Origin of the sequence: Dietzia sp. oral taxon 368 (assembly GCF_002999155.1) — a bacterium.
In the GTDB taxonomy this organism is placed as follows: domain Bacteria; phylum Actinomycetota; class Actinomycetes; order Mycobacteriales; family Mycobacteriaceae; genus Dietzia; species Dietzia cinnamea.
Genome location: NZ_CP027238.1, coordinates 1,641,637 through 1,666,351 on the forward strand (window position 1 = coordinate 1,641,637; position 24,715 = coordinate 1,666,351).

The following is a 24,715-nucleotide window of genomic DNA, read 5'->3' on the forward strand; positions in this document are numbered from 1 at the left end:
CGCGACGGGACATACCGGACGAAACCTTCAGGAAAGGCGAGCCGCGACGATGGCACAGAGCGAGATGACGGTAGTGGAGCTCCGCGAATGGATGCGGGGCTGGGTCTGCCGGGCCACCGGGCTCGACGTCTCCAAGGTGACCGACGACCGCTCGCTGGAGGAGTACGGTCTGTCGTCCCGCGACGCGGTGTCCCTGTCCGCGGACCTCGAGGACCTCATCGGCCGGCCGCTCGACGCGACCGTCGCCTACCAGCACCCCACCATCGCCTCGCTCGCCGAGTACGTGGTCAACGGGCCGGCGGAGGTCGACGAACCGACCGACTTCCACACCTTCCGCGAGCGCGGCGCCGGGATGGAGTTCGACGTGGCCGTCATCGGGTTCGCGACCCGCTTCCCCGGCGGCGCCGACACCCCCGAGGCGACCTGGGAGCTGCTGGCCTCCGGCCGCGACGCCACGACCCCGCGCCCCGACGGCCGCTGGTCGGAGTGGGCGGGCGACGCCTACGTCCAGCAGGTCCTGGCCGAGGCCCCGGACCGCGGCGGCTGGCTCGACGACTCCGAGGTCAAGGACTTCGACGCCGAGTTCTTCGGCATGAGCCCGCGCGAGGCCGAGATGGTCGACCCGCAGCAGCGGCTCGCGCTCGAGCTCACCTGGGAGGCCCTGGAGAACGCCCACATCCCGGCCAGCGACCTCAAGGGCCGCGAGGTCGGCGTGTTCATGGGCTCGTCGTCCAGCGACTACCAGGTCCTGCTCACGTCGGACTCGGCCGCGGCCTCGCCGTACGCGGTCACCGGCGCGTCGAACTCGATCATCTCCAACCGGATCTCGTATACGTTCGACTTCCGCGGCCCTTCCATGACGCTGGACACCGCCTGCTCGACGTCGCTGGTCGCGATCCACGAGGCCGTCAACTCCCTGCGCCTGCACGAGTCGGACCTCGTCGTGGCCGGTGGCGTCAACATGATGCTCGCGCCCGCCGCCACCATGGGCTTCGCCAAGACCGGCGCCGCGCTCAGCCCCGACGGGCGCATCAAGGCGTTCTCCTCCGACGCCAACGGCATCTGCCGCGCCGAGGGGGGCGGCGTGTTCATCCTGAAGCGCCTGTCCGAGGCGGAACGGGACGGTGACGAGATCCTCGCCGTCATCAAGGGGTCCGCCGTGAACTCGGACGGTCGCTCCAACGGCATGACCGCCCCCAACCCGGACGCCCAGGTCTCCGTCCTGCGCCAGGCCTACGCCGACGCCGGCGTGGACCCGCGCGAGGTCGACTACATCGAGGCCCACGGCACCGGCACGATCCTCGGTGACCCCATCGAGGCCACCGCCCTGGGCCAGGTGCTCGGCCGCGGCCGCGACGCCGACCGGCCCACGCTCCTGGGCTCGGCCAAGACCAACTTCGGGCACATGGAGTCCGCCGCCGGCGCCGCCGGCCTGGCCAAGATCATCCTGGGCATGCAGCACGACGCCGTGCCGCCCACGATCAACTACGCGGGCCCCAACCCGTACATCGACTTCGACGCCGCCCGGCTCAGCGTGGTCACCGAGACCACCTCGTGGCCGCGCTACAGCGGCCGCGCGGTCGCCGGCATCTCCGGCTTCGGCTTCGGTGGCACAAACGCGCACGTCGTGGTGGCCGAGTACCGGCCGCAGCCGGCCCACGTCGTCGTCGACGCCCCGTCCGACACCTCCACCGACGCCCCGGCCGACACCGACCCGACCACGGCGACCACCGACGCCGCGACCACCACCGCGACGGCCACGGACGACGACGTCGCCCGCTGCGTGGCCGACGCCGTCGCGCGCAACGCCGACGAGCTCGCCACCACCGGCACCGCTGTTCCCGGCCCTCCGGCCACGGTGCTGGTCGTGTCCGCGTCCCTGCCGTCGCGCCGCAAGGCCACGGCCGCCCAGGTCGCGGACTGGCTCGAGGCGCAGGACGACTCGATCGACCTCGGCGCCGTCGCCCGCACCCTGTCCACCCGCAACCACGGCCGCTCCCGCGGCGCGGTCGTCGGCCACACCCGCGCCGAGCTCGTCGCCGGGCTCCGCGCGCTCGCCGCGGGCGACCCGGGCCCCGGCGTGTTCAGCGCCGACGCCCCCGCCGGCACGGGCGACGTGTGGGTGTTCTCCGGCTTCGGCTCCCAGCACCGCAAGATGGCCAAGGAGCTGTACCTGTCCAACCCGCTGTTCGCCTCGTGCCTGGACGCGGTCGACGAGCTCATCGACTTCGAGGCCGGCTACCGGATCGTCGAGCTGATCCTCGACGACTCGCAGACCTACGAGCTCGAGAACTCCCAGGTCGGCATCTTCGCGATCCAGGTGGCGCTCGTCGACACCCTGCGCGCGCTCGGCGCCAAGCCCGAGGCCGTCATCGGGCACTCCATGGGTGAGGTCGCCGCCGCCTACGCGACCGGTGGCCTGGGCCTCGAGGACGCGGTGCGCGTGATCTGTGTGCGCTCGCGCCTCATGGGCGACGCCGAGGGGCAGGTCTCGGAGGAGGAGGCCGGCGCGATGGCGCTGGTCGAGTACTCAGCCGAGGAGATCGCGCAGATCATCGCCGACAACCCGCAGTTCGCCTCCATCGAGCCCGCCGTCTACGCCGCGCCCACCCACACCACGGTCGGTGGCCGCGCCAAGCCCGTCGCCGACTTCGTCGCGTGGGTCGAGGAGCAGGGCAAGTTCGCCCGTCAGCTGCAGGTCCGCGGTGCCGGGCACACCTCGGACGTCGACATGCTCCTCGGCGAGCTGGCCGCGGAGATCGCCGGCCTCGAGCCGCGCGAACTCACCTCCGGGCTGTTCTCGTCCGTCGACCGCGAGACCTTCTACCGCGCCGGCCACGAGCCGGTCCACGCGGAGGAGTACTGGGTCAAGGGCATGCGCCACTCGGTGTGGTTCACCCACGCCGTGCGCAAGGCCGTCGACGCCGGGTACGTCACGTTCCTCGAGCTGGCCCCCAACCCGGTGGCCGCGATGTCGGTGGCCGCCACGTGTTTCGACGCCGGTCTCATGGAGCCGAACCTCCTGCACACGCTCAAGCGCAAGGAGTCCGAGGCCGACACGCTCCTGCACGCGATCGCGCAGCTGTACGTCCACGGGCACACGATCGACATGCCGAGCGTCGTGGAGATGATCCACGGCTACGTCACCGGCCCCGACCGGTACGCGCCGGTGCCGGGCACCGCGTGGAAGCGCCGCACCCTGTGGCCCAAGGTCACCGCGGGCGGCGGGTCCGGCGACGGCCGCATGCCGGGGTCGTACGTCGCGCTGCCCGACGGCCGCCACGCGTGGCAGGTCCGCGCCGATGTCGTGCCCAGCGTGGATGCACTGATGTCCGCCGCGGCCGCCGCGGTGATCGAGGGCGCGACCCTCACCGCCGTCGACCGGCCCGGCGTCCTGCCCGCCTCGGGGTCGGTCACCACGACCCTCACCCCGCACCCGGGTGGGGCGTCCCTGCAGGTCCACGTCCGGTCGGACGAGGAGTCCGCGCCGTTCGTGCTGGTCGCCTCCGGCGCGGTCAGTGGTGGCGCGCCGATCGATCCGTCGACGGCGCCGGAGATGCCGCACTTCGAGTCGGCCGAGTCCGACGCTCCGGTGGTCGGCGAGGACGAGGACGACGACGAGGCCGACACCCGCTGGAACCCCGCCTCCGGCGAGTTGATCAGCGACAGGCTCGCCCGGATCATCGGCTCCTCGATGGGGTACAGCCCCGACGACCTGCCGAGGGAGCTGGCACTGCTCGATCTCGGCCTGGATTCGCTCATGGCCGTGCGCATCAAGAACCGCGTCGAGCACGAGTTCTCCATCCCGCCGCTCGAGTTGCAGGCCATGCGTGACGCGTCGCTGAACGACGTCGCGGAGATGGTCCGGTTCGCGGTGGAGAACCCGGAGCAGGTCGGCGAGCTGGCGGCCCAGCAGGCCCGCGTTGAGGGAGCGGTCGATGTCGCGGCGCTGCGCGACGGCGACGCCGCCGACGGCTCGGGTGCGGCTGACTCCGACGGTGCGGCCCCGGCCGGCGACGCCGTGTCGGTCGCCCCGCGCGACGACACCGAGCGCATGGCGTTCGGCGCGTGGGCGGTGGTCACCGGCGCGGCGGCGCCCGGCGTGACCGGGGCGCTGCCCCCGATCGACGAGGCCACCCGCGAGGCGCTGGCCCGGCGACTGTCCGACCGGTCCGGCGGTGACATCACCGCCGATCAGCTGGCCGGCGCGTCGACGATCGCCGAGGTGGCCGATCTACTGCGCCCGTTCACCGAGGTCGCCGTCGAGGGCAACATCCGCGTGCTCGCCGAGGGGCAGGAGGGGCGCACGCCGCTGTTCCTGTTCCACGCGGCCGGCGGATCGTCGTTCGTCTACGAGCCGCTCGTCGAGCGCCTCGACGAGGGCACCCCGGTGTACGGCGTCGAGCGCGTCGAGGGCCCCCTGGAGGCGCGGGCCGCGACCTACCTCGACCGGATCCGCGAGCTCGCCGCGGGCCGCCCGGTGGCGCTGGGTGGCTGGTCCTTCGGCGGCGCGCTGGCCGTCGAGGTGGCCCGCCAGCTGCGGGCCGCGGGCGACGAGGTGTCGCTGGTGGTCCTGCTGGACACCGTGCAGCCGTCCGAGCCGATCCCGGACACGCTCGACGAGGCCGAGGCGCGCTGGAAGCGCTACTCGGAGTTCGCCAAGCGGACGTACGGGCTCGACGTGGAGGTGCCGCGCGACTTCCTCGCCGAGCACGGCGAGGACGGCGTGCTGGACATGTTGATGGGGGTGCTGGGCGCCGAGGCCAACGCGATGGGCGGCGGCGTGATCGAGCACCAGCGGGCCAGTTTCGTGGACAACCGCATCCTGCAGAGCGCGGACATGGGCTCGTGGGCCGGCGTGGGCGCCGAGGTGCCGTTCGTGCTGTACCGGGCCGAGCGGATGCACGACGGGGCGATCGAACTGGAGCCGCGCTACGAGCGCATCGACCCGGACGGCGGCTGGGCCGCCGTGGTGACCGATCTGGAGGTGGTCCACCTCGAGGGCGACCACCTCGCGATGGTCGACGAGCCGGTGGTCGGTACGGTCGGTAAGCATCTGGCGCGTCGACTCACGGAGCTCGACGCGGGCGTACGGAAGGGAACGAACGCGTGACGGCGAAGACGACCGCGGAGAAGCTCGCTGAACTGCGGGTCAGGACCGAGCAGGCCATGGACCCGGGCAGCGAACGGGCCAAGGCCCGCCGCGACGCCGCGGGGCAGACCCCTCCCCGCCAGCGGATCGCCGAGCTCCTCGACGCGGGCAGCTTCGTGGAGATGGGCCAACTGGTCAAGGCGCCGGGCAACCCCGACAACCCGTTCGGCGACGGCGTGGTGACCGGCCGCGGCACGATCGACGGTCGCCCGGTAGCGGTGTACGCGCACGACAACACGGTGTTCGGCGGGTCCGTCGGCGAGGGCTTCGGCAAGAAGGTCTGCGCCATCATGGATTTCGCGATCAAGGTCGGCTGCCCGATCATCGGGATCAACGACTCGGGCGGCGCCCGGGTCCAGGACGCCGTCACCTCGCTCGCGTACTACTCGGAGATCGGCCGCCGTCAGTACCCGGCGTCGGGCCACGTGCCGCAGATCTCCATCATGCTCGGCAAGTGCGCGGGCGGTGCCGTGTACGCGCCCGTGACGACCGACTTCGTGGTCGCCGTCCAGGACCAGGCGTACATGTTCGTCACCGGCCCCGACGTCATCCGTCAGGTGACCGGCGAGGACGTCACGATGGACGAGCTCGGGTCCGCGCTCGAGCAGGCGAAGCGGGGCAACGTCAACCACGTGGCCGTCAGCGAGCACGACGCGTTCATGTACGTGCGTAATCTGCTCAGCTACCTGCCGTCGTCGGCCAGCGAGAAGGCCCCGCGGATCAACCCGGGACTCGAGCCGGAGACCACGGAGTCGGACCTGCAGCTCGACACGATCATCCCGGACTCGGACAACGCCGCGTACGACATGCACGACGTGCTGATCCGGATGTTCGACGACGGCGAGTTCATGGAGACGTCGGGGCAGTTCGCCTCCAACATCATCACGGGCTTCGCGCGCGTCGACGGTGAGCCGGTGGGCGTGATCGCCAATCAGCCCCTGCACCTGTCCGGCGCGCTGGACATCGACGCCTCCGAGAAGGCGACCCGGCACATGATGCTGTGCGACGCCTACTCGATCCCGCTGGTCTTCGTGGTGGACACCCCCGGCTACCTCCCGGGTGTGGAGCAGGAGAAGCTGGGCATCATCCACCGTGGTGCCAAGATGGGCTTCGCGGTGGCGGCGTCCTCGGTGCCCAAGGTGACCTTCGTGGTGCGCAAGGCCTACGGCGGGGCCTACGCGGTGATGGGCTCGAAGAACCTGGGCGGTGACCTCAACTTCGCGTGGCCGACCGCTCGCATCGCGGTGATGGGCGCCGAGGGCGCGGTCGATCTGCTACAGCGCCGTCAGATCGAGGAGGCGGGTCCCGAGGAGGGGCCGAAGCTCCGCAAGCAGCTCATCGACATGTACAACGAGTTCATCGCGACGCCGTACACGGCCGCCGAGCGGGGCTACATCGACGCGGTGATCGAGCCCTCGCACACGCGGCTGGTGTTGCGTAGTGCGCTCGAGCAGCTCCGGGACAAGACGCGGGTCGAGCTGCCGCGCAAGCACTCCATCTTCCCGCTGTGATCCGATAGCAACAGCGCGCCAACGGCACCAGCGCACCGACGGGCGGCCCACCGACGAGGGGGCCGCCCGTCCCGCATTTCTCCGCCCCGCAGCCGCCTCTGAACCTGGCGTCTCGCTCCCGCTTCTGCCCGCGTTGGCCGCAGCCGCTCCTCGGCCTGGCGTCTCGCCGTCACCGCGGTGCGCGCGAGACGCCATGTCGGCGGGCGGCTGTGCTGGCGACGAGGTCTCAGGCCGGGGCCGCGCCAACGATCGAGGGCCCGCCGGTGGCTGCTGCCTCCGGCGGGCCCTCATCGGACCGGCGGGCCCTATTCAGGCCGGCGCGGTCCCGCGCGCTGAGCGGGTCACTCGGGGTCGGTCACGAAGATCGGCCCTTCGGGCTGCCACCAGCCCCAGCGCGTCTCGGTGCCGGTGGTCACCTCGGCTGGCGCCGGCGGCTCCTCCTGGTACGTGCCCAGCGGGGTGTAGGCCTCGATCGAACCCCAGTCCCGGTTCCAGTCGTGCCGCAGGTAGGACGGGATCGTCCGCGCCCGCTGCGCGGTCTCCACCCAGCCCAGTGGCCCGCCGGCCTCGTACGACATCCAGGTGCTCGTGGCGCTGACCGCCAGCGGACGGTCCGGCAGGATCCGGTACTCCGGCAGCTCGGCCACGCCCGCGTAGTGCGCGAACGGACGCTGGCACGGGAACTGCAGGCTCACCGCCCAGTCCAGCAGGACCGGCGACTCCGACCCCACCATCTCCTGGACCGTCACGAGCTCGGGAGCGCGCGGGGGCGTGATCGCGGCCCACTGCTCGGGGGTGAGGTCGTTGTCGTCGACCCGGACACGCATCACGTCGGCGTCGGCGGGGGCGTCCTGCATGTCCACCCGCAGGTTCCGCCACGTGGGGGCGGGGCCGATGTCGAACGGGACGACCGGCTCGCCGACCGTCTCGACGCCGGCCTCGCCCGAGCGGCCGAACTCCACGACCACGCTCTGGCCGTACTTGTAGATGCCGTCCGCGTCGAAGCGGCCGATGCGACCCGCCGCCGAGATGACCAACAGCGGATGCGACTCCCGGTTCTCCGGCAGGCGGTACCAGCCCGTCTCGAGGCTGGCCTCCCGCTGCGGGCCCACGAGGAACGAGCCGAGCACCGGTGTCGTGGCGGGATCGAGCCCGAAGGGCAGTGCGACGGTCGAGGAGTTGACGCCCTCGGCGCCCCGGCCGCCTCCGGTCCCGGCGCTCTCGCCGGTGTTGACCGACGGGCCGCCGCCGGGCTCGGACGTGGTGTTGGCGGCGCCGGGATCGGCGACCACCGCGTCGGCGGACAGGTCGGGCGCGACACCGTCGGGCGTGAACCCGGTGTTCCCGCCCGCCTCGATGGCCGCGGCACGGTCCTGCGGGTCGACGGTCCCGTCGGGCAGGGGAGTGGCGTCGAGCGGGGTGAGCATGCCGGCGTTGGTGTCGGGCTCGACGAGGACGCGGTCGGCGAGCATGCAGGGGTTCCCGGCGAGCGCGGACAGGTTGCCGGCGGCGATCGTGTACGCCGGGAACTGCTTGTGGACACCCTTGACGAACGACGCGATCGAGAAGATCACCAGCAGGCCGGCGACCACCGCGATCGGTGCCGCGGCGAAGGTCCGGACGCGGCGTCGGCCCTCGGTGGTCCGGGGCGCCTTGTCGCCGGTGTAGTCACGACGCAGGTGCTGCCACGCGGCGTAGGCGAACGTCAGCACCGCCAGGACGAGCAGCACGGTGGCGGCGTCGATGCCGCGGATGCTCGGCGCCTTGTCCCACCAGGGGATGCCGTAGCTCGAGACGTACCACCAGCCGTTGGGGCCGGCGAACGCCAGCGCCACCACCACGAGGATCACGCCGAGGAACAGCGTGCGGTTGCGGGCGGTGCGGACGGCGGACGCGGAGATCGCGAGGGCGCCGAGGGCGGCGATCGCGCCGCCGATGCCCGCGTAGACACCGAAGTGGTGGGTCCACTTGGTGGGCGAGAACATCATGAAGAAGGCCGTGCCCACGACCACGCCGACCAGGCGCCAGACCGGGCCCGAGGCGGCGCCCGGGACCTTGCCGCGGCGTAGGAGGGTGCCGACGACGACGGCGAGGCAGAGCAGCACCAGCAGGACCGGCAGTCGACGGGCGAGCGAGCCGTCCACCGTCGGGATCATGAGGTAGTAGTAGCGGACGAACTCCTCGAACCAGCTCAGGCTCGGACCGATCTCGCCGCGGACCCGGATGGCCTCGAGCACGGCGGCGAGGGTCTGCACGCCGAACACGCAGATCAGCACCATCGTGCCGGAGGCCAGGACGGGCGCGATGAGCGCGAGGTGCGAACCGATCACGCGGCCGCGGACGACGACGGTGCGCACGACGGCCCGCAGGCCCATGAGCAGTGCTGCGACGGCCATGAGCCCGGTGGGACCGGTGGCCAGCGAGAACGACGCGATGATGACGGCGATCGCGAACGGCAGCATCCGCCGGGTGGCGATGGCCCGTTCCACGGAGACCCAGGTCAGCAGCGCGCCCAGCGCGATGATGGGCTCGGGCCGCAGGCCGTTGTTGAAGGCCATCCAGAAGGCGAGGAAGACGGCGGCGGCGCTCCACACGACGACCGGGGTGGTGCGGGCGGCGCGTCCGAGGCGGGGCAGCACCTCCCGGCTGATGACGAGCCAGCACAGTATCGCGGCCAGGAGGGCGGGCAGCCGCATCCACGGGCTCGCGGTGGACACGTGGGAGAACAGCGTCAGCAGGTCGTAGTAGGGCGAGCCGAACGGCGACTCGGGGACCCCGTACCACCGGTAGTAGTTGGCCATGTAGCCGGCGGGATCGGCGGCGCGGGCCATGGACAGGATGTAGCCGTCGTCGGAGGTGTTGCCGCCGACGAAGTGCCAGACGCCGAGCGTGCCGATCACGGCGATGTCGGGCGGCCGGATCCGGAACCAGCCGCGGGGCAGGAAGCGGCGTGCGCGGCGACCGTCGGTCTGGTCCAGCGCGTGCAGCGCCCACAGGGCGACGGCGGTCGACAGCAGCCCGATGACGATCGCCGCCCACTTCCACGCGGTGGGGTCGGTGGTGAAGCGGGAGTCGACCTGCACGGTGACGTCGAGGCCCTCGGGCACCGCGGTGTCGGCGGGCAGGTCGGTGTAGACGCCCACGACCATGGGGCGCAGGTCGTCGGCGTCGACACGGCGCGCGGCACCGTCGATGCCGTCGAACGACGCCTCGACGTAGGTGGGCGCGGCGACGACGCTGAGCTGCGTGCAGTCCCCGGCCTCGACCCGGTCGCGGGGTGCGGAGACGATGACGCGGTTGCGGGAGACCACGTCGACCGTGTCGGCGGAGGCCCGGACGAACAGGGCGCGGTCACCGGCTTCCTCGCCACCCGCCGGGGCGGTGGACAGCAGGATCCCCCCGTCGACGGGCAGCTCACCGACCAGGTCGCACGGCGCGGTGGCGGTGAACCGCTGGGGCGAGTGCGCCATGAGGGGCGCGGTGACCGAGCCGACCGACCCGTTCTGCGGCCACTGCACGGTCGAGGTGGTCTGGGAGACCGGCAGGAACGGCAGGGCCAGGAAGCACAGTGTGCCCACGAGGCCGCTGACGATGGCGATGAGCCGGAGCCTCGCGACCCGCGGGTCGGCGGCGATCGCGCCGGAGGCCGGACTGGGAGCCGGGGGATGAGCCGGGGACGGTTCCGGGGAGGAGTCTGACACGACAGCCGATTCTAGGCGACGATCAGTTCATCGGACCCGGCGTGGTCCAGCCCCAACGCACCTCGCTTCCGCGCAGGAGTTCGGCGGGAGTGGCGTCCGGGTCGAGGGGTTCGAACCGCTGCAGCGAGCCCCAGTCGCGGGCCCAGTCGTGGTCGAGGTAGGTGGGGACGGTGATGGCCTCGACGGTCTGCCTGGTCCACAGGAGCGGGCCGCCGCCGCCGGCGCTCTGCCACCAGTTGGCGGCGGACGACGACTCGCGGTCGGCGAGGATCCGGTAGCGGGGGATCTCGGCGACGCCCCCGTTGTGGACGAACGGCCGCTGGCACGGGAAGGCCAGCGCGACGACCCAGTCGATGAGCACGGGGTCGGTGTGGCCGACGACCTCGTCGAGGGTGCGCAGCCGCGGGTTCCGCGGCGGGGTGACGGCCAGCCACTGGTCGGGGTCGAGATTGCCGTCCGCGGCCACCACGCGCACGACCTGGGCGTCCTCGGGGATCGAGTCGAGCGGGATGCGCAGGTTCCGCCAGGCGGGCGCGGGGCCGACGTCGATGGGGGTGGTGGAGCCCATGACCTCGAAGTCGGTGGGCCCGGTCGCGCCCACACGGCCGGGGCGTCCGTACTCGATGCGCAGGGCGCCGTTGCCGATGCGACCGGCGGCCGCCATGACGAGGAGCGGGCGGTTGGCGCTGCGGGCGGGCAGCTCGTACCACGCCGAGGTGAGCTCGGCCGCGACCTGCGGGCCGCGCCGGTAGGAGCCCAGGACCGGGGTGGTGTCCGGGTCGAGGCCGAACGGCAGCGCGACGGTGGAGCCGTTGACCGTGACGGCGCCGCGGCCGCCGGTGGTGCCGGCGTCCACACCGTCGCCGGGGTCGCGTTCGCCGGACTCGGAGGTCGCGAGCGCGCCGGAGGCCTCCGCGCTGTCGACGGTGATGGAGTCGGGGAGGCCGTTGGGGGCGAAGCCGTTGACGACGCCCGCGCCGAGGGAGATCTCGGGCCCGGCGCCGACCGCGCTGAGCAGGCCGTCGTTGGAGTCCTCCTCGACGAGCACGGAGTCGGCGAGCGCGCACGGCTCACCGGACAGCGCGCGGATGTTGCCGCGGCCGACGCTGTAGGCGGGGCTCTGGACGAACACGGCGGTGACCGCGGAGACCAGCTCGAAGATCACCACGGAGAACGCGACCACCGTCAGCGGGGTGCCGCCGATCCCGCGGCTCCGGCCGTCGGCGCGGCGGCGGGCGGCGGGGGTGTCGGCGTGCGTCCGCAGGAACGGCGCCGCGCGCCGGACGCGGCGCCACAGGGCGGCGCCGGGTTCCTCGGGCACGATCCCGGAGTGGATCAGGCCGGCGACGAGCAGGCACACCAGGGCGCCGATGAACGCGACGTACTGGACCTGGACCCCGCCCACGGCGGGGAAGGAGTCGGAGAAGGGGATGCCGTAGTCGGAGACGTACCACCAGGTGTTGTTGGTGGCGGTGGACAGGCCGACGACAAAGCACAGCGCCGCCCACACCAGCCAGCGACTCCGATTGAGCGAGACCGTCGAGGAGCGCAGGGCGATGACGGCGAGGACGGCGAGCGCACCCGCCAGACCGGCGAAGACCCCGAAGTGGTGGGTCCATTTGGTGGGGGTGAACACCAGGAACAGCAGCGATCCCGCGAGGACGCCGATGAGTCGGCGCGAGGGCCCGGCGGCCGCGCCGGGGATCTTCCCCCGCCTCAGCATGACGGCGGTGACCAGGACCAGGCACATGAGCATGAGCAGGACGGGGAAGCGGCGGGCGACACCGCCGTCGGCGGAGACCCCGAACAGCGCCTCCCACCGCTCCTTCTCCCCGTACCAGGGCAGGCTCGGACCGAGCTCGGTGCGGATGCGGGTGGCCTCGAGGACCGCGGCCAGCGTCTGGTCCGCGAACACGGTGTAGAGCAGCGCGAGACCCACGGCCAGGACGGGGCCGAGGATCGGGGCCCACCCGACCACCCGCGCGCGCCGCCGGGCCATGCTGAGGAACTCGCGGGCGCCCGCCGCGAGCGCCGCGACGCACATGAGCCCGGTGGGGCCGGCACCGAGGGAGAACGCGGCCACGCCGATCGCCGCCACGCCGGGCACGAGCCGGCGGGTGGCGATGGACCGCTCGACCAGCGACCACGTGAGCAGGGCGCCGAGCGCGATCACCGGCTCGGGCCGTAGCCCGTTGTTGAACGCCATCCAGAAGGCCAGGAACAGGGCGGCGCCCGTCCAGCGCGGCCCGCGCCAGGTGCGGGCGAGGCGGCCCAGCCGGGGCACGACCTCGCGGCTGATGATGAGCCACGACAGGATGCCGCACAGCAGGGTGGGCAGCCGCATCCACGGGCTGGCGGTGGAGATCTCGGCGAACACGCGCAGGATCTCGTAGTACCAGCCGACCGGGGACTCGGGGGAGCCGAGCCAGCGGAAGTAGTTGGCCATGTACCCGCTGGGCCCGGCCGAGCGGGCCATGGTGAGCAGGTAGCCGTCGTCGGAGGTGTTGGCGCCCACGAGGTGCCAGAAGCCCAGGACGCCGATGACGACCCCGTCGACCCCGGACAACCGCGACCAGGACCGCGGGACGAAGCGGCGGTGCGAGCGGCCGTCGATGCCGTCGAGGCGGTGCAGGAACACCACGGAGGCGAGGGTGGCGAGCACCCCGATCACCATGAGCACCAGCTTGAGCGCGGTGGGGCTGGAGGAGTACCGGGAGTCGACGGTGACCTCGACCGTGGACGCGCCGAGGCCGTCGGGCGCGGTCACGGGCGTGAGGTCGGTGAAGACCCCGGTGACCTGCGGGCGCATGGCCCCCGGGACGGCGGCGCGGACCGCGTCGTCGGCGTCGTCGGGGTCGCGCTCCAGGCCGGTGAACTCGGCGACGAGGATGCCCGTCTCGGCGCGCACGTTCAGCGTCTCGCACCCGGGGTCGCGCAGGGTGGACAGCGGCACCGACAGCAGCGTGATGTTGCGTACCGCCACCTCGATGACCGGGTCGCCCGCCGCGTCCTCGGCGCGCTGGACCACCAGCCCGTCGGAGATCCGCCCGGGGGCGCCCTCCGGCAGGGTGGAGAACACGATCGTGTTCTCGGGGACCTGCGCCAGCGGCGCGCACGGTGCGGTGATGGTGAGGTCGAGCGGTCGCCCGGAGACGAGCGGGGCGGTGACCGAGGCGTAGTCGGGCCCGGCCGTCCACTGCACCCGCGTGGTGTCCTGGTGCACGGGGAGGAACCCGGCGAGGATCGCCAGGACCGCTCCGAGGAAGCCGGTGATGACCGCCCACCGGCGGTCGCGGTCCATGCCGGGGTACGGGTGCAGACCGAGTGGACGCTCGACGTCGGTGTCGCGCACCTCGTCGTCGTCGCCCCGTCCCACGGTTCCCGTCCGCTCCGCTGTCATCGCCTGATCACCGCACAGCCTCCTCACCGCACCGTGATCACGGCGAACGGACCCACGTCGTGGACCTCGAAGTGGTCCCCCTCGACGGCCTCCCCGGGGATGGTGACGCCGAAGCGGCGGACGTTGGGGTCGTTGGGGTAGGTGTCCTCGGCCAGGCGCAGGGAGAAGCCGTCGCCCGACCGGCGCGTGACGATCGCGTCGGGGCCGCGCCACGGCGTCCCACGCATCATCGCGAACAGCTCGTCACCGCTGGTGGCGTCCTGCCACGCGACCATGGACTCGTTGCGGTCGGCGTACCGCCCCAGCGGATTGGCGTAGTGCGAGGTGACGGCCTGGTAGGCGAAGTACGGGTGGTAGGCCAGGAACGCGTCGGCGGTGCTGGCGACGACGAGGTCGGTCCGGTCGCGGCCGGGGAACGACTCCCGGATGACGCGGTCGACCTCGGCGTAGTGGGACTCGGGGCCGGGCGGGTAGCGGTCGGCCCGCTCGCCGTGACCGTCCGTGTCGGTGTAGGCCAGCCGGATCTCGTCGTGCAGATGGTCGGGGATCCCCTGCGCGTGGGCGAGCACGGCGAGGGCGGACAGCACACCCACCACGGCGCCGGCGCGCCGACGACGGTCGGCGGCCTCCGCGGCGGGCCGGGCCTCACCGGCCTGACGGCCGGCCGCGCGCACGACGAGCCCGGCGACGTCGACGACGGCGAACACCCCGGCCACCACGAGGAGGAGGATGAGCACCGGTTCGAGTCGGAACCCCAGCATGGTGGTGCCCAGGACGGTGACGGCCATCGAGGCGAGGCACCACAGGTAGACGGCCACGACGCCCAGGCCGAGCGCCTGCGCGCGGCGCGAGGTCCACGCCCGCGCGATGATCCACACGAGGCCGGCCAGGCACACGCAGCCGGCGAGGCCGCCGGCGGTCATCGGCAGCGGCAGCCGCGCTCCGGCCTCGGGCAGGTAGTGCATGGCGGTGCCGGAGTCGGCGGGCTCGCCGCGGAGCGCGGCCAGCAGGTAGGGCGCCCACACGAGCAGGGCGATGAGGATCGACCCGGACCCGATCACCGCGAGCCGGGCCGCGGGCAGCCAGAGCGGGATCACGCGTCGACCGCGCCGCGCGGCGAGCACCGCGGAGACGGTCGCGACGAGCGCCATGAGGACGACCGTGCCCGCCGCCAGGCCGGTGTACAGCGTGTAGGTGCACGCCGACGCCCCGAGGAACAGGGTCGTGGCCACGGTGGCGCCGCGGCCGGCGTGGCGGGCCGTCGGGCTGACCGCGTGCCACGCGAGGATGAGCACCGGCGGCAGGAACAGGGCCACCACGGCGCCGTACGGCTCGGGGCTGCCGTAGGCGAGCACGACGGAGGTCGAGACCAGGCCGACCGCGGCGCCGAGGTCGGTGCGCAGGATCCGCGTCCACAGCACGGTGACCAGCGCGGCCGCGACCGCCAGCGACAGGATCGCCCACGGCTTGAACGCCGCCCAGCCCTCGAGGCCGACCAGGTTCGCGAACCGCCCGCCCAGCCAGAACCACCCCGACGGGTAGAACGACGGCAGGTCGATGTACGCCATGTCGGGCAGCCCGAGCGAGGTCGCCGAGCGGCCGAGGAACTGGGTGCGGAACTCCTGGTCCACGCTCACGCCGTGCAGGTACAGCCGCGACGCCGCGAGCGGGATGCCCAGCGTGGCCGCCACGAGCAGGGCCGACCCGGTGGGGGCGGCGAGCTTGCCCAGCCGCACCAGCGTGGGCCGACCCCCAGGCCGCTCCCCGGCGCGCGCGGCGAGGATGCCTGCCGCCACCAGCGCGACAGCGGCGGTCTGACCGACCACGGTCAGGGCCCGCAGGACGTTGGAGTTGCCGTAGGCAGGGAAGGAGACGAGCGAGAAACCCACCAGGACCACGGCGGTGACGGCTGCGGCGAGCAGCGTCGCCGCCCCGGCCAGACCGGGTCCGCGCAGTGCCGGCGGCATGCTCAGAAGGGGAGCTTGCGGAAGATGGGGCGCGGCACGTGCGTGAGCACGGCCATGACCCCGCCGAACGCGGCCGGGGCGAAGACCGCGCCCTTACCGGCGCCGGCGTTCTTCACCGCGATGCGCGCGACCTCCTCCTTGTTGATGGTCAGCGGCGCCTCCTTGACGTGCGCTGACATCCGGGTGCGCACCTGGCCGGGGCGGATCACCAGGACGTCCACCCCGTGCTCGTCGAGCGCGTACCCGAGACCGGTGTAGAAGGAGTCCAGACCCGCCTTGGTGGAGCCGTAGACGAAGTTGGAGCGGCGGGCCCGCAGGCCGGCGGCCGAGCTCATGGCGATGATCCGGCCGAAGCCCTGGGCCTTCATCCGCTCGGCGAGCAGCACGCCCACCGAGACGGCACCGGTGTAGTTGATCTGCGCGATCTGGACCGCCTTGCGCTGGTCGGACCAGAGTTCCTCGTTCTCCCCGAGGAGGCCGAACGCGACGATCGCCACGTCGACGTCCCCACCGGCGAAGATCGTCTCGAACGTGGCCGGGTGCGTGTCGGTGGCCGCGGCGTCGAAGTCCACGACCTCCACGGCGCTCGCGCCGGCGGCCGTCATCTCCGCCCGCGCGTCCTCCACGCCGGGGTCGCCGGGCAGGCACGCCAGGATCACGCGCATCGGGCCCTGCTGCAGGTACTCGGCACAGATGGCCAGGCCGATCTCGGAGGTTCCACCGAGCAGGAGCAGGGTCTGGGGGACGCCGACGGCATTGATCATGGGCAGGAGTCTACCGACGGGGCCCGACACCCCTGGGGGCGCTCACCCGCTCAGAGCAGTTCGAGCCGCCGGCCCATGTCGGAGGCGAACACCCCGTGGGGGTCGATGCCGCGGCGGGTGGCGATCCACGAGTCGATCTCCGGGTACATGGCGTGGAACCGCTCGGCCGGGACGCGCGAGTCCTTGGCCGTGTAGAGCCGTCCGCCCATCGACATGACCTTGGCGTCGAGGTGGTTGACGAAGCTGTTGAGCCGGTCGTTGATGGGGAAGTCCACGCACACGTTCCACCCCTCCATAGGGAAGGACAGCGGGGCCTGGTTCCCGGGGCCGAACAGCTTGAACACGTTGAGGAACGAATAGTGCCCCGAGCGCTGGATGTCGCCGATGAGCTCCTTGAAGCCCTCGACCGCGCCGGGCGGGACGATGAACTGGTACTGCAGGAACCCCTTGGATCCGTAGGCCCGGTTCCACTCCGAGAACAGGTCGAGCATGTGGTAGAACGCCGGCAACGTCTTGATCTGGTTCCGCGACGTCCCGCCGAGCCGGTAGTAGACCTCGCCGATGGGGCCGAAGGTGTACTTGTTGGCCAGCCCGTTGGGGAACACGTCGGGGAACGTGATGAGCGGCTTGGCGTCCATCGCCAGCGGGTTCTTCGCCAGCTTGGGCGCGTACTCCTCGAGCTGGGCCAGCGTGGCCAGCGACCCGCGCGAGACCGCGGCCCGGCCGAGCTTGGGGGGCGCGCTGATCGCGTCGAACCACGCGGACGAGTAGGTGTACTTCGACTCCGACCCGTCGGTGTGCAGGGCGATGGTCTCGTCCAGCGAGCCGGTCTGGTCGGAATCCGCCAGGAAGTAGGCAGTCTCGGTGCGGGTCATGGCGATCCACACCTTGAGGATGATGCCGGTCAGTCCGTTGCCACCGACGGTCGCCCAGAACAACGTTCCATCGGGGTCGTCGGCGGTGCCGCCCGGCTCGAGTGTGAGCACGCGGCCGTCCGCGACGAGCAGCTCCATGCGCGTGACGTGGTTGCCGAACGAGCCGGCGGAATGGTGGTTCTTGCCGTGGATGTCGTGGCCGATCGCGCCGCCGACGGTCACCTGTCGCGTGCCCGGCAGGACCGGCACCCACAGCCCGAACGGGAGGGCCGCGCGCATGAGCTGGTCGAGGTTGACGCCCGCGTCGACCACTGCCAGCGCCTTCTCGGCGTTGAGTTCGTGGATGCGGTTGAACCGGCTCATGTCCACGACGAGTCCGCCGGAGTTCTGGGCGCTGTCGCCGTACGAGCGGCCGAGGCCGCGGGCGACCACGCCGCGCCGCAGGTGGGCTGGGGAGGAGGCGTTGGAGTCGTTGACCGCCGCGACGGCCGCGGAGATCTCGTCGACCGAGCGTGGGGTCAGCACGTGGCTCATCGCCGGGGCGGTGCGGCCCCAGCCGGTCAGGCGCCGGAGTTCGGTGTCCAGCGCGGTCGGGGCCGGTGGGGTGTTCTGCGCGGTGCTCACGCGGTCGAGGTTACCGCCCGGTGGGGCGCGGCCGCCGCGTCGCCGCGCCGGGGTGTGACGCGACCGACCGCGGGATCACGGTGGGATGACGGGGCGACGAGAGAGACGAGAGAGATGCCGACGACGACGAGGGGCGCTCGCTCGCCGGGGGCCCGCCCTCCTGGGCCGCGCCGGTCAGTCGGGCCGGCAGCCGGAGTCGAAGGGGACGCCGCGTGCCCGGTCGTCGACCCAGTCCAGCGCCGGGCCGACCGCGGTGTAGGCCGCGAGGATGTGTTCGCCGGGCACCGGCGTGTATTCGACGTCGGCACCGGCCGCGCACCACTCGTCCGCCAGCCGACGGGCCGTCCACTCGGGGACGAACGGGTCGCCCGGCCCCCGCGAGGACCCCGGTCCGGGGCCGATCGGCGCGGCGGCGTCACCGTGCCAGACCTGGACCGGCCCGGTCGGTACCTCCCGCGGGTCAGCGCCATGGGCGGGGTCGGGGGTTCCCAGGCGGTTGCGGGCCAGGACGGCCGCGACCGTGGGGTCCGTGCGGGGATCGACGTCGGTCAGGGCGGACAGCGGCGCGGGGATGAGCCCCCCGGCGGTGTTGGCGGCGGCGCAGGCATCGCGGAGGTGGTGCGCGATCACGTCGCCGGTGGCGTTGAGAAGGGGGTACATCTCGGGGTACTCGCGAGCCAGGCCGAGGACGGCGGCGCGGTAGAGGCCGGAGGCGATGGTGCCGTCCATCGTGTCGAACAGGTCGGAGTAGTCGGAGGGCACGCCGCCGACCGATGAGCCGACGAGCACGCCGGTCAGCTCGGGGGCGTACACGGGCTGCAGCTGCGCGGCCCAGCCCGTGGCGATGCCGCCGCCGGAGTAGCCGACCTGCACGACCCGCGAGTCGGCGAACAGCGGGTCGGCCTCACCGGGCGGGATGAAGGCGCGGGCGGCGCGGATGCCGTCGAGGACCGCGCGGCCGTTGGCGCGCCCCGCCGCGTAGGCCGCCCTGGGCCCCTGGAAGTCGGTGACGACCAGGCCGTAGCCGCGGTCGGCGAGGATCTGCAGGAACGGCGGGAGCTCGAGGTTGAACGTGTGCGGCAGCGTGTGGGACGGCATGCAGGTCAGGCCCAGCGAGTCGATCGTGACGTTGAACGACACGAGCGGCCGAGGATCGGGCCCGGGCCACGGGGTGGCCGGCTCGATGAGCGTCGACACGATCTGCTGCGGGCGGTCGTGGGAGTCGGTGCTCTGGACCAGGACCTGCCAGCCGCGGCCGAAGTTGCGGACGTTGTGCGGCGGGATCGTCACGTCCCGCGTGGCGAGGATCGTCCCCGGGGCGGTCGCGGGGTCGACGGCCGGCGGCGACGAGTACCAGGGGTCCGGGGACGGGCTGGGCAGGTAGCGCTCGGGCGTGCGCTCGTGCTCGGGCACGGGCCGGAGCGCGGCGAACGGGTCGGGGACCGTGACCGCGGACGACGCCGCACCGGTGGGCTGAGCGGCCCCGGCGGGCGCCGCGGTGAGCGCGCACGTCAGCGCAAGGAGTGCCGCCGCGACCGCGCGGCCGGGACGGAGGGGACGCCGCGACCTCATGCGCTCACGGTATACGGCGCGGTCGGCGGCGGACGAGTCGCGCGCGCCGGGGGTGACCGGCGCGCGCGAACAGCGGGTTCGGGGGTGGGCTCGTCCTAGGAGGCTGCTGAACAAGGCGCCATTGGGGGTTGCGGTGGTGTGAGCGGCTTGCGGATCGGTCTCGGTGGGCCGTCAAGCGGCGATTCAGGTCAGCGCTCTGGGTACGGCGACTGGGAGCGATGCGCCCGCCTGTGGTCCTCGTGTGGCTGACCGGCCTGCAGCAGGGAGGTTCATGAGGCCCTGGTTACTGGGTCAGGCCAGGGCCCAGGTCCCGTTCTTCATGGTCAGCCCCATGGCGAGCAGGCGTCGTAGGTTGAGGGCGGCGGCGCGGTGGTGGAGCCAGTTATTGTTCTTGTCCACGCCGCGATAGGGCACTCGTCGGGCGCCTCGGGTGAGCCAGGCGATGGAGCGTTCCACCATCGGGCGATGCTGCCGGTAGGTGGCCCGGAAGTCCTCGCCCTGTGCGCGCTGGCGGTGCTGGCGTTGCAGCACATGGTGCTCGCCCAGCAGCACCGAGCGGCCGGATTGTGAGGTGGTGCACCGCTGGCGCAGCGGACACTGCCGGCAGGCCGCACCGAACTTCGCCCGGCCCTGCGGCGACACTGTCCGCGTGACATCAGCCGGGCAGGTCAACGTGTTTGCCGCGGCATCGAAGGTGAAGTCATCGAGACCAAACCCGCCCTCCACAGCGGGCCTGGTCGGCCAGGGTTTGACCAGCGGCAGCCACTGCTTTCCGGCGAGGGTGGCCAGCATGTCTCCGGTGGCGTACGCCGAATCGCCCAGCACCTCAATGTTCTCGACGTCTGTAGTGGTGGGATCTGTGGTGACCAGGTCCGCGCCGACAGTGGCATCGGAATTGTCCGGGCCGCTGGCCCGGGCCAGCCGGGTCGCGGTGGTCAAGCCGGTGTCGGGTTCGACCACGATGTGGGCTTTGAACCCGTCCTGGCGACGCTGCTGGGTCTTGTGCGCGTGCCGGGCATCAGGATCGACAGTGGAGATCACCCGATCCGGGGCGGTACGGCGCGCGATGCGCCACCGCCCGTCGGTGCCATCGGAATCCTCGGCCGGTTCGACGTCCTGACCGGCCACCAACGCCAAGAGAGCGACCGCCTCGGCCGGCCTGCCACCAGCGGCGGTGATCGCCTCGACGTTCAAAGCCTCCAGCAGTGCCAACGCATCGGCTACCAGGGCGGAGACCAGCTCGTCGCGGGCGGCCTGGTCGTCCCACGCGATACGTGGTTTGCCCGCCGTCTCGTATCCGTGGCCGGTCACCTGGGCCAGGCGGGTGCACACGCTGGCGATGAGGTCTTTGGCGTCGGGGACCTCGCGGCCCACCCGACGGATCTGGGCGATCAACTGGGTGATCGTGTCCTGACGGGCAACCGCATCGTCCAGCACCGTCGAGTCCAGTGCCCGGCGGGTCTTGGACTTGACCGCCCCGGTCTCGGCGATGACCTGACGTACCACCTCGAAGATCCGCTGCGGACGCTCGCTGGCCGCCAACCGGCGCCGCCAATAGGTCAACGTCGACGAGTCAAAGCCCTTCGCATCGACCGCGTACCCGCAGGCAGCCTTCCACCGCAGATCGAACGTCAACGCATCCACGGCCTCACGGTCCGAATGGCCGTACAGGGCTTGCAAGACGATGACGGAGGCGATCACCTCACCCGGGATCGACGGCCGGCCCCGACCCGACCGGAACAGGTCGGCGAACAACTCCGCCGGGAACAACCGGTCCCGATGCTCGGCCAGCAATGCGAACACGCTGCCGGGCTCGAGCAGATGCCCCGCCACCGACTCCACATCCAGCAATTCCCGTTGCCGATCCGACTCACCCTGCATACACGCAGTATTTCAGGCGCCCCGCCAACCCGAGGTGCGGACACCCGGATTGTTCAGCAGCCTCCTAGGCGGAGCCGCGGGTGGCGGGCGTCGACAGGACGGCGCGGCCGGTGGGCGTGTACGACGGCGACGCCGGGCGACGGTTGGGCGTGCGCAGCGGCGACGACGGCGGGATCGCCCGCCCGGTGGGCGTGTAGGAGAACGCGGTCGGGGCGTTGTTCATGGCGGGACTGCGGTACTGCGACATGGGACTCACTCCTGGTCGTGGAAGGACGACGGGCCCGGCGCGTCACCGCTCGGGGCGGGGCGACGACGGGGGTCGTTCGCGTGCGTGGGGGTGGAGGCGACGGCGGCTCACCCGGGGAGAAGGCGCGGACCTCGTGGCGTGGGCGCCGGGAAGAGATGGGGTGTGCCGCGAGCGGATCGCTCCAGCGGGGTCGGACGTGGTCGGCGGAGGTGTCGCCGGACGGTTCGACCGGAAACGGGCTGGTGTGCCCGCGATGGAGAAAAGGATGACACGCCCGCCGGGGCCGCACAAGCCCCCTGTGTGGATGTTCACTCGTCGGAGCCGCGGCCTACCCTGTGCTGGTGAGTTCTTCCCCGAGAGACGCCGGCGCCAGGAGCGACTCCGCCGATTCCGCCGACCCGGTCGATCCCGTCGATTCCGTCCTCGACTCCCTGCGCGGCGCGGTGGACCCGCTGGAGTCGCGCCACGAGTCCGACCCGCGGGAGGGCACCGATCTCAAGACGCAGATCCTGCGGTTCTTCCTCACCGGGGTGCTCTCGGCGGTCGTCGACTACGGCCTGCTGCAGCTGCTCATGCTGGCCGGTCTGGGCTACGGCCCGGCCAAGGCGCTGTCGTTCGTCGCGGGCACGCTCACCGCGTACGGCATCAACCGCCGGTGGACGTTCCGGGCCGAGCCGTCGCGGGCGCGGTTCATCGCCACGATGTGCCTGTACGCCCTCATGTTCGGCGTGCAGTGGGGCCTGTTCATGGTCCTCGTGCCGTTCTTCCACGGACTGGACTGGAGCACCTTCTGGGCCACGACCATCGGGTACGTCATCGCCCAGGGCGTCGCGACCGTCACCAACTTCATCGTCCAGCGGACCGTGATCTTCCGGGTCCGCTGACCGGCATGTCCGTCGCGCTCCTGCTCGCCGCCGCGCTGGCGCTGCTGGTCGTGCCGGGCGCGCTGATCTGCCTGGCCGCCGGCGCGCGGTGGCGGGACGCGCTCGCCGCGGGCCCCGCCCTGACCACCGCTGTGGTGGCGGTCGGGTGCGCGGTCACGGCCGCCGCCGACGTGCGGTGGGGCCTCGCCTCGGCGGGCGTGACCGCCCTCGTGGGGCTGCTCGCCGCCGCCGCGCTCGGGATCGCCGCCCGGGTCACCGACCGGGGGACGTGGCGGCGGGGTGAGGAGTCCGACGTCGACGACGAGGTGCGCGGTCGCGGGCCGGGCCCGGGGGTGGTCGACCTCGTCGTCGTCGCTCTGGCCCTCGTCCCGGCGGTCCAGGTCCTCGTCGCCACCCGCGCTCTCACGGCCATCCCGCAGGGCTGGGACGCGATCTTCCACGGCGGCGCCACGCGGTTCATCGCCGAGACGGGGCGGGCCGGTCTCACCGACCTCGCGCCGGTGAGCCAGCCCGCCAACCCGCACTTCTTCTACCCGGACACCTACCACGCCCTGGCGTCCCTGCTGCTGGGCGTGGGCGGCGGCCTGCCGGAGGCCCTCAACGCGGTCTCGGCGGTCACCGGCGTGGTGTTCGTGCTGGGCGTCGCGGTCCTGGCGGGGCAGCTGTGCGGCGGGTCGCGGCTCGCGGCGGTCGGCGCGGCGGTCGTGGCGGGCGCGGCGTGGACCTTCCCGTACCTCGCGCTGGGCCGCGGCCCGGTGCTGCCGTTCGCGCTGGGCGTGGCGGTGATCCCGGGCCTGGTCCTGCTGGGCGAGCAGCTCGCCGCGCGGCGGCCGCGCATGCTCGCGCACGCGGCGCTGCTCGGGGCGGGCATGGCGGGGGCGTGGTCGGTGCACCCGTCGGTGGCGCTCGCGGCGGCGATCCCGCTGGCGGCCCAGGCCGTCGCCGCGGTGGTCGCCGCGCCCGGCGCGCGGCCCAGGTTCGCGGTCCTCGGCGGCTTCGCGCTGGCCGCGGTCGCGGCGGCCCCGTACGTGCTGTGGTCGGTGACCATGGTCTCGGCCGGGACCACCGAGTCGCTCGCCGGGTTCTCGTGGCCGCGCGAGGTGGGTGTGCCGCGCGCGGTGGCCGGGGTGTTCGACCTCGGGCCCACCGCGCTGTCCTCGATCGGGATGGCGGTCGCGGTGCTCGTGGGCCTGGCGGTGGCGGTCGTGGACCCGCGGCGCCGTCGCCCGCTCGCCGCCCCCGCCGCCGCGCTCGTGGTCTACGGCGCGCTGTACGTGCTGGCCGCGGCGGTGCACGGCGACTGGGTGCGGGTCTTCACCGGCTTCTGGTGGGACGACTTCTACCGGTTCGCCTCCCTGCTGGTGCTGCCGTCGGCCGTGCTGGCCGGCGCGGGCGTGCGGGCGCTCGTCCCGCTCGGTTCGGCCCGCCGCCCGGCCGCGCGGACCGGCGTCGTGGTGGTGGCCGTGCTGGGGCTGCTCACGGTCTCCGGGCACGCGGTCCTGGCCCGCGACCTGCGGGTGTGGGGCTACGGCGACGGCCCGGCGGTCAACGCCCGCGAACGCGCGGTGCTCGACGCGCTGGGGGAGCGGCACGAGGGCGGCGTGGTCCTCAATGACCCGTTCGACGGCACCGCGTGGGCGTACGCGCTGCACGGGGTGCCCGTGGTGTTCGGCGCGCCGCTCGCCGACGACCCGGTCGGGCAGGTCGGCGCCGACCGCATGATCCTGTACACCTCGATCAACCGCTACGGCTTCGACCCGTCGGTCACGCACGAGGTGCTGCGGCAGGACGTGCGCTGGGTGATCGTCGGCACCGGCGTCGTGGGCGGGCCGGGGCGGCCGGGCGGGTTCATCGGGCTCGACCTCAACCCCCACCTGCGGCTCGTCGAGGGCAACTCCGGCGCCCGGCTGTACGAGGTTCTGCCGGTGCCCGCGGACCACCCGCCGCTGCTGCCGCCGCCGGGGATCCCCCCGGTCACCCCGCCCGTGCAGCCCCCGAACACCGACTCACCGGTCGTCGACGCGGCCGCCGCCGGGCCGGCGACTAGCCTGGACGGCGCGACCGGGCCCTGAGCGGCCCGCCGCCGCGCGGCCCCGACGGGCCGTGTCCCCGCACCGACCCCACCAGGAGCGCATCG

At 72.8% G+C, this 24,715-nt stretch carries 12 protein-coding genes; 4 read left to right on the forward strand and 8 right to left on the reverse strand.

The window, feature by feature from the left end; translation table 11 throughout:
- The first annotated feature begins 49 nt into the window (after positions 1-49).
- Positions 50-5,113, forward strand: coding sequence for a polyketide synthase Pks13 (pks13, locus tag C3V38_RS07680; RefSeq protein ID WP_106385453.1), 5,064 nt, complete (start codon positions 50-52; stop codon positions 5,111-5,113).
- 56 nt (positions 5,114-5,169) lie between these two features.
- Positions 5,170-6,663 carry an acyl-CoA carboxylase subunit beta gene (locus tag C3V38_RS07685; RefSeq protein ID WP_106386405.1) on the forward strand — a complete coding sequence of 498 codons (1,494 nt, stop codon included), beginning with the start codon at positions 5,170-5,172 and terminating at the stop codon, positions 6,661-6,663.
- Positions 6,664-7,004: 341 nt separating this feature from the next.
- Here the strand turns inward: C3V38_RS07685 and C3V38_RS07690 are convergent, their stop codons facing one another.
- The 8 genes from C3V38_RS07690 to C3V38_RS07725 form a co-directional block, all read right to left on the reverse strand.
- A complete protein-coding gene (locus C3V38_RS07690) occupies positions 7,005-10,364 on the reverse strand; it encodes an arabinosyltransferase domain-containing protein (protein ID WP_106385454.1) in 3,360 nt (1,119 codons plus the stop codon).
- Positions 10,365-10,386: 22 nt separating this feature from the next.
- Entirely contained in the window at positions 10,387-13,764 is a 3,378-nt protein-coding gene (locus C3V38_RS07695) for an arabinosyltransferase domain-containing protein (RefSeq protein WP_106385455.1), read from the reverse strand.
- Positions 13,765-13,787: 23 nt separating this feature from the next.
- The gene (locus tag C3V38_RS07700) at positions 13,788-15,731 is read right to left on the reverse strand and encodes an arabinofuranosyltransferase (protein ID WP_106385456.1); all 1,944 of its coding nucleotides are present in this window, start codon (positions 15,729-15,731) and stop codon (positions 13,788-13,790) included.
- A gap of 2 nt (positions 15,732-15,733) precedes the next feature.
- On the reverse strand, positions 15,734-16,495 hold the full coding sequence (locus C3V38_RS07705) for a decaprenylphospho-beta-D-erythro-pentofuranosid-2-ulose 2-reductase (protein WP_106385457.1): 762 nt from the start codon (positions 16,493-16,495) through the stop codon (positions 15,734-15,736).
- A gap of 50 nt (positions 16,496-16,545) precedes the next feature.
- Positions 16,546-17,994 carry an FAD-binding oxidoreductase gene (locus C3V38_RS07710; RefSeq protein ID WP_106385458.1) on the reverse strand — a complete coding sequence of 483 codons (1,449 nt, stop codon included), beginning with the start codon at positions 17,992-17,994 and terminating at the stop codon, positions 16,546-16,548.
- Between the two features lie 174 nt (positions 17,995-18,168).
- Positions 18,169-19,566, reverse strand: a complete 1,398-nt coding sequence (locus C3V38_RS07715) for a lipase family protein (RefSeq protein WP_165001082.1) — start codon at positions 19,564-19,566, stop codon at positions 18,169-18,171.
- A 291-nt stretch (positions 19,567-19,857) separates the two neighbouring features.
- Positions 19,858-21,447 (reverse strand): IS1182 family transposase, encoded by a 1,590-nt coding sequence (locus C3V38_RS07720; RefSeq protein ID WP_106385459.1) that lies wholly within the window; start codon positions 21,445-21,447, stop codon positions 19,858-19,860.
- 64 nt (positions 21,448-21,511) lie between these two features.
- Entirely contained in the window at positions 21,512-21,694 is a 183-nt protein-coding gene (locus C3V38_RS07725; RefSeq protein ID WP_106385460.1) for a hypothetical protein, read from the reverse strand.
- A 335-nt stretch (positions 21,695-22,029) separates the two neighbouring features.
- Between C3V38_RS07725 and C3V38_RS07730 the strand changes: the two genes are divergently transcribed.
- On the forward strand, positions 22,030-22,578 hold the full coding sequence (locus C3V38_RS07730) for a GtrA family protein (protein WP_106385461.1): 549 nt from the start codon (positions 22,030-22,032) through the stop codon (positions 22,576-22,578).
- A 5-nt stretch (positions 22,579-22,583) separates the two neighbouring features.
- Positions 22,584-24,650, forward strand: a complete 2,067-nt coding sequence (locus C3V38_RS07735) for a DUF6541 family protein (RefSeq protein ID WP_106385462.1) — start codon at positions 22,584-22,586, stop codon at positions 24,648-24,650.
- The last annotated feature ends 65 nt before the right edge of the window (positions 24,651-24,715 follow it).

Excerpts from the sequence above, each read along its gene's own strand:
- C3V38_RS07695 (WP_106385455.1), bottom strand. The coding sequence starts at position 13,764 with ATGACAGCGGAGCGGACGGGAACCGTGGGACGGGGCGACGACGACGAG.
- C3V38_RS07725 (WP_106385460.1), bottom strand. The coding sequence starts at position 21,694 with ATGTCGCAGTACCGCAGTCCCGCCATGAACAACGCCCCGACCGCGTTC.
- C3V38_RS07715 (WP_165001082.1), bottom strand. The coding sequence starts at position 19,566 with ATGAGGTCGCGGCGTCCCCTCCGTCCCGGCCGCGCGGTCGCGGCGGCA.
- C3V38_RS07720 (WP_106385459.1), bottom strand. The coding sequence starts at position 21,447 with ATGCAGGGTGAGTCGGATCGGCAACGGGAATTGCTGGATGTGGAGTCG.
- C3V38_RS07735 (WP_106385462.1), top strand. The coding sequence starts at position 22,584 with ATGTCCGTCGCGCTCCTGCTCGCCGCCGCGCTGGCGCTGCTGGTCGTG.
- pks13 (WP_106385453.1), top strand. The coding sequence starts at position 50 with ATGGCACAGAGCGAGATGACGGTAGTGGAGCTCCGCGAATGGATGCGG.
- C3V38_RS07700 (WP_106385456.1), bottom strand. The coding sequence starts at position 15,731 with ATGCCGCCGGCACTGCGCGGACCCGGTCTGGCCGGGGCGGCGACGCTG.
- C3V38_RS07705 (WP_106385457.1), bottom strand. The coding sequence starts at position 16,495 with ATGATCAATGCCGTCGGCGTCCCCCAGACCCTGCTCCTGCTCGGTGGA.
- C3V38_RS07685 (WP_106386405.1), top strand. The coding sequence starts at position 5,170 with ATGGACCCGGGCAGCGAACGGGCCAAGGCCCGCCGCGACGCCGCGGGG.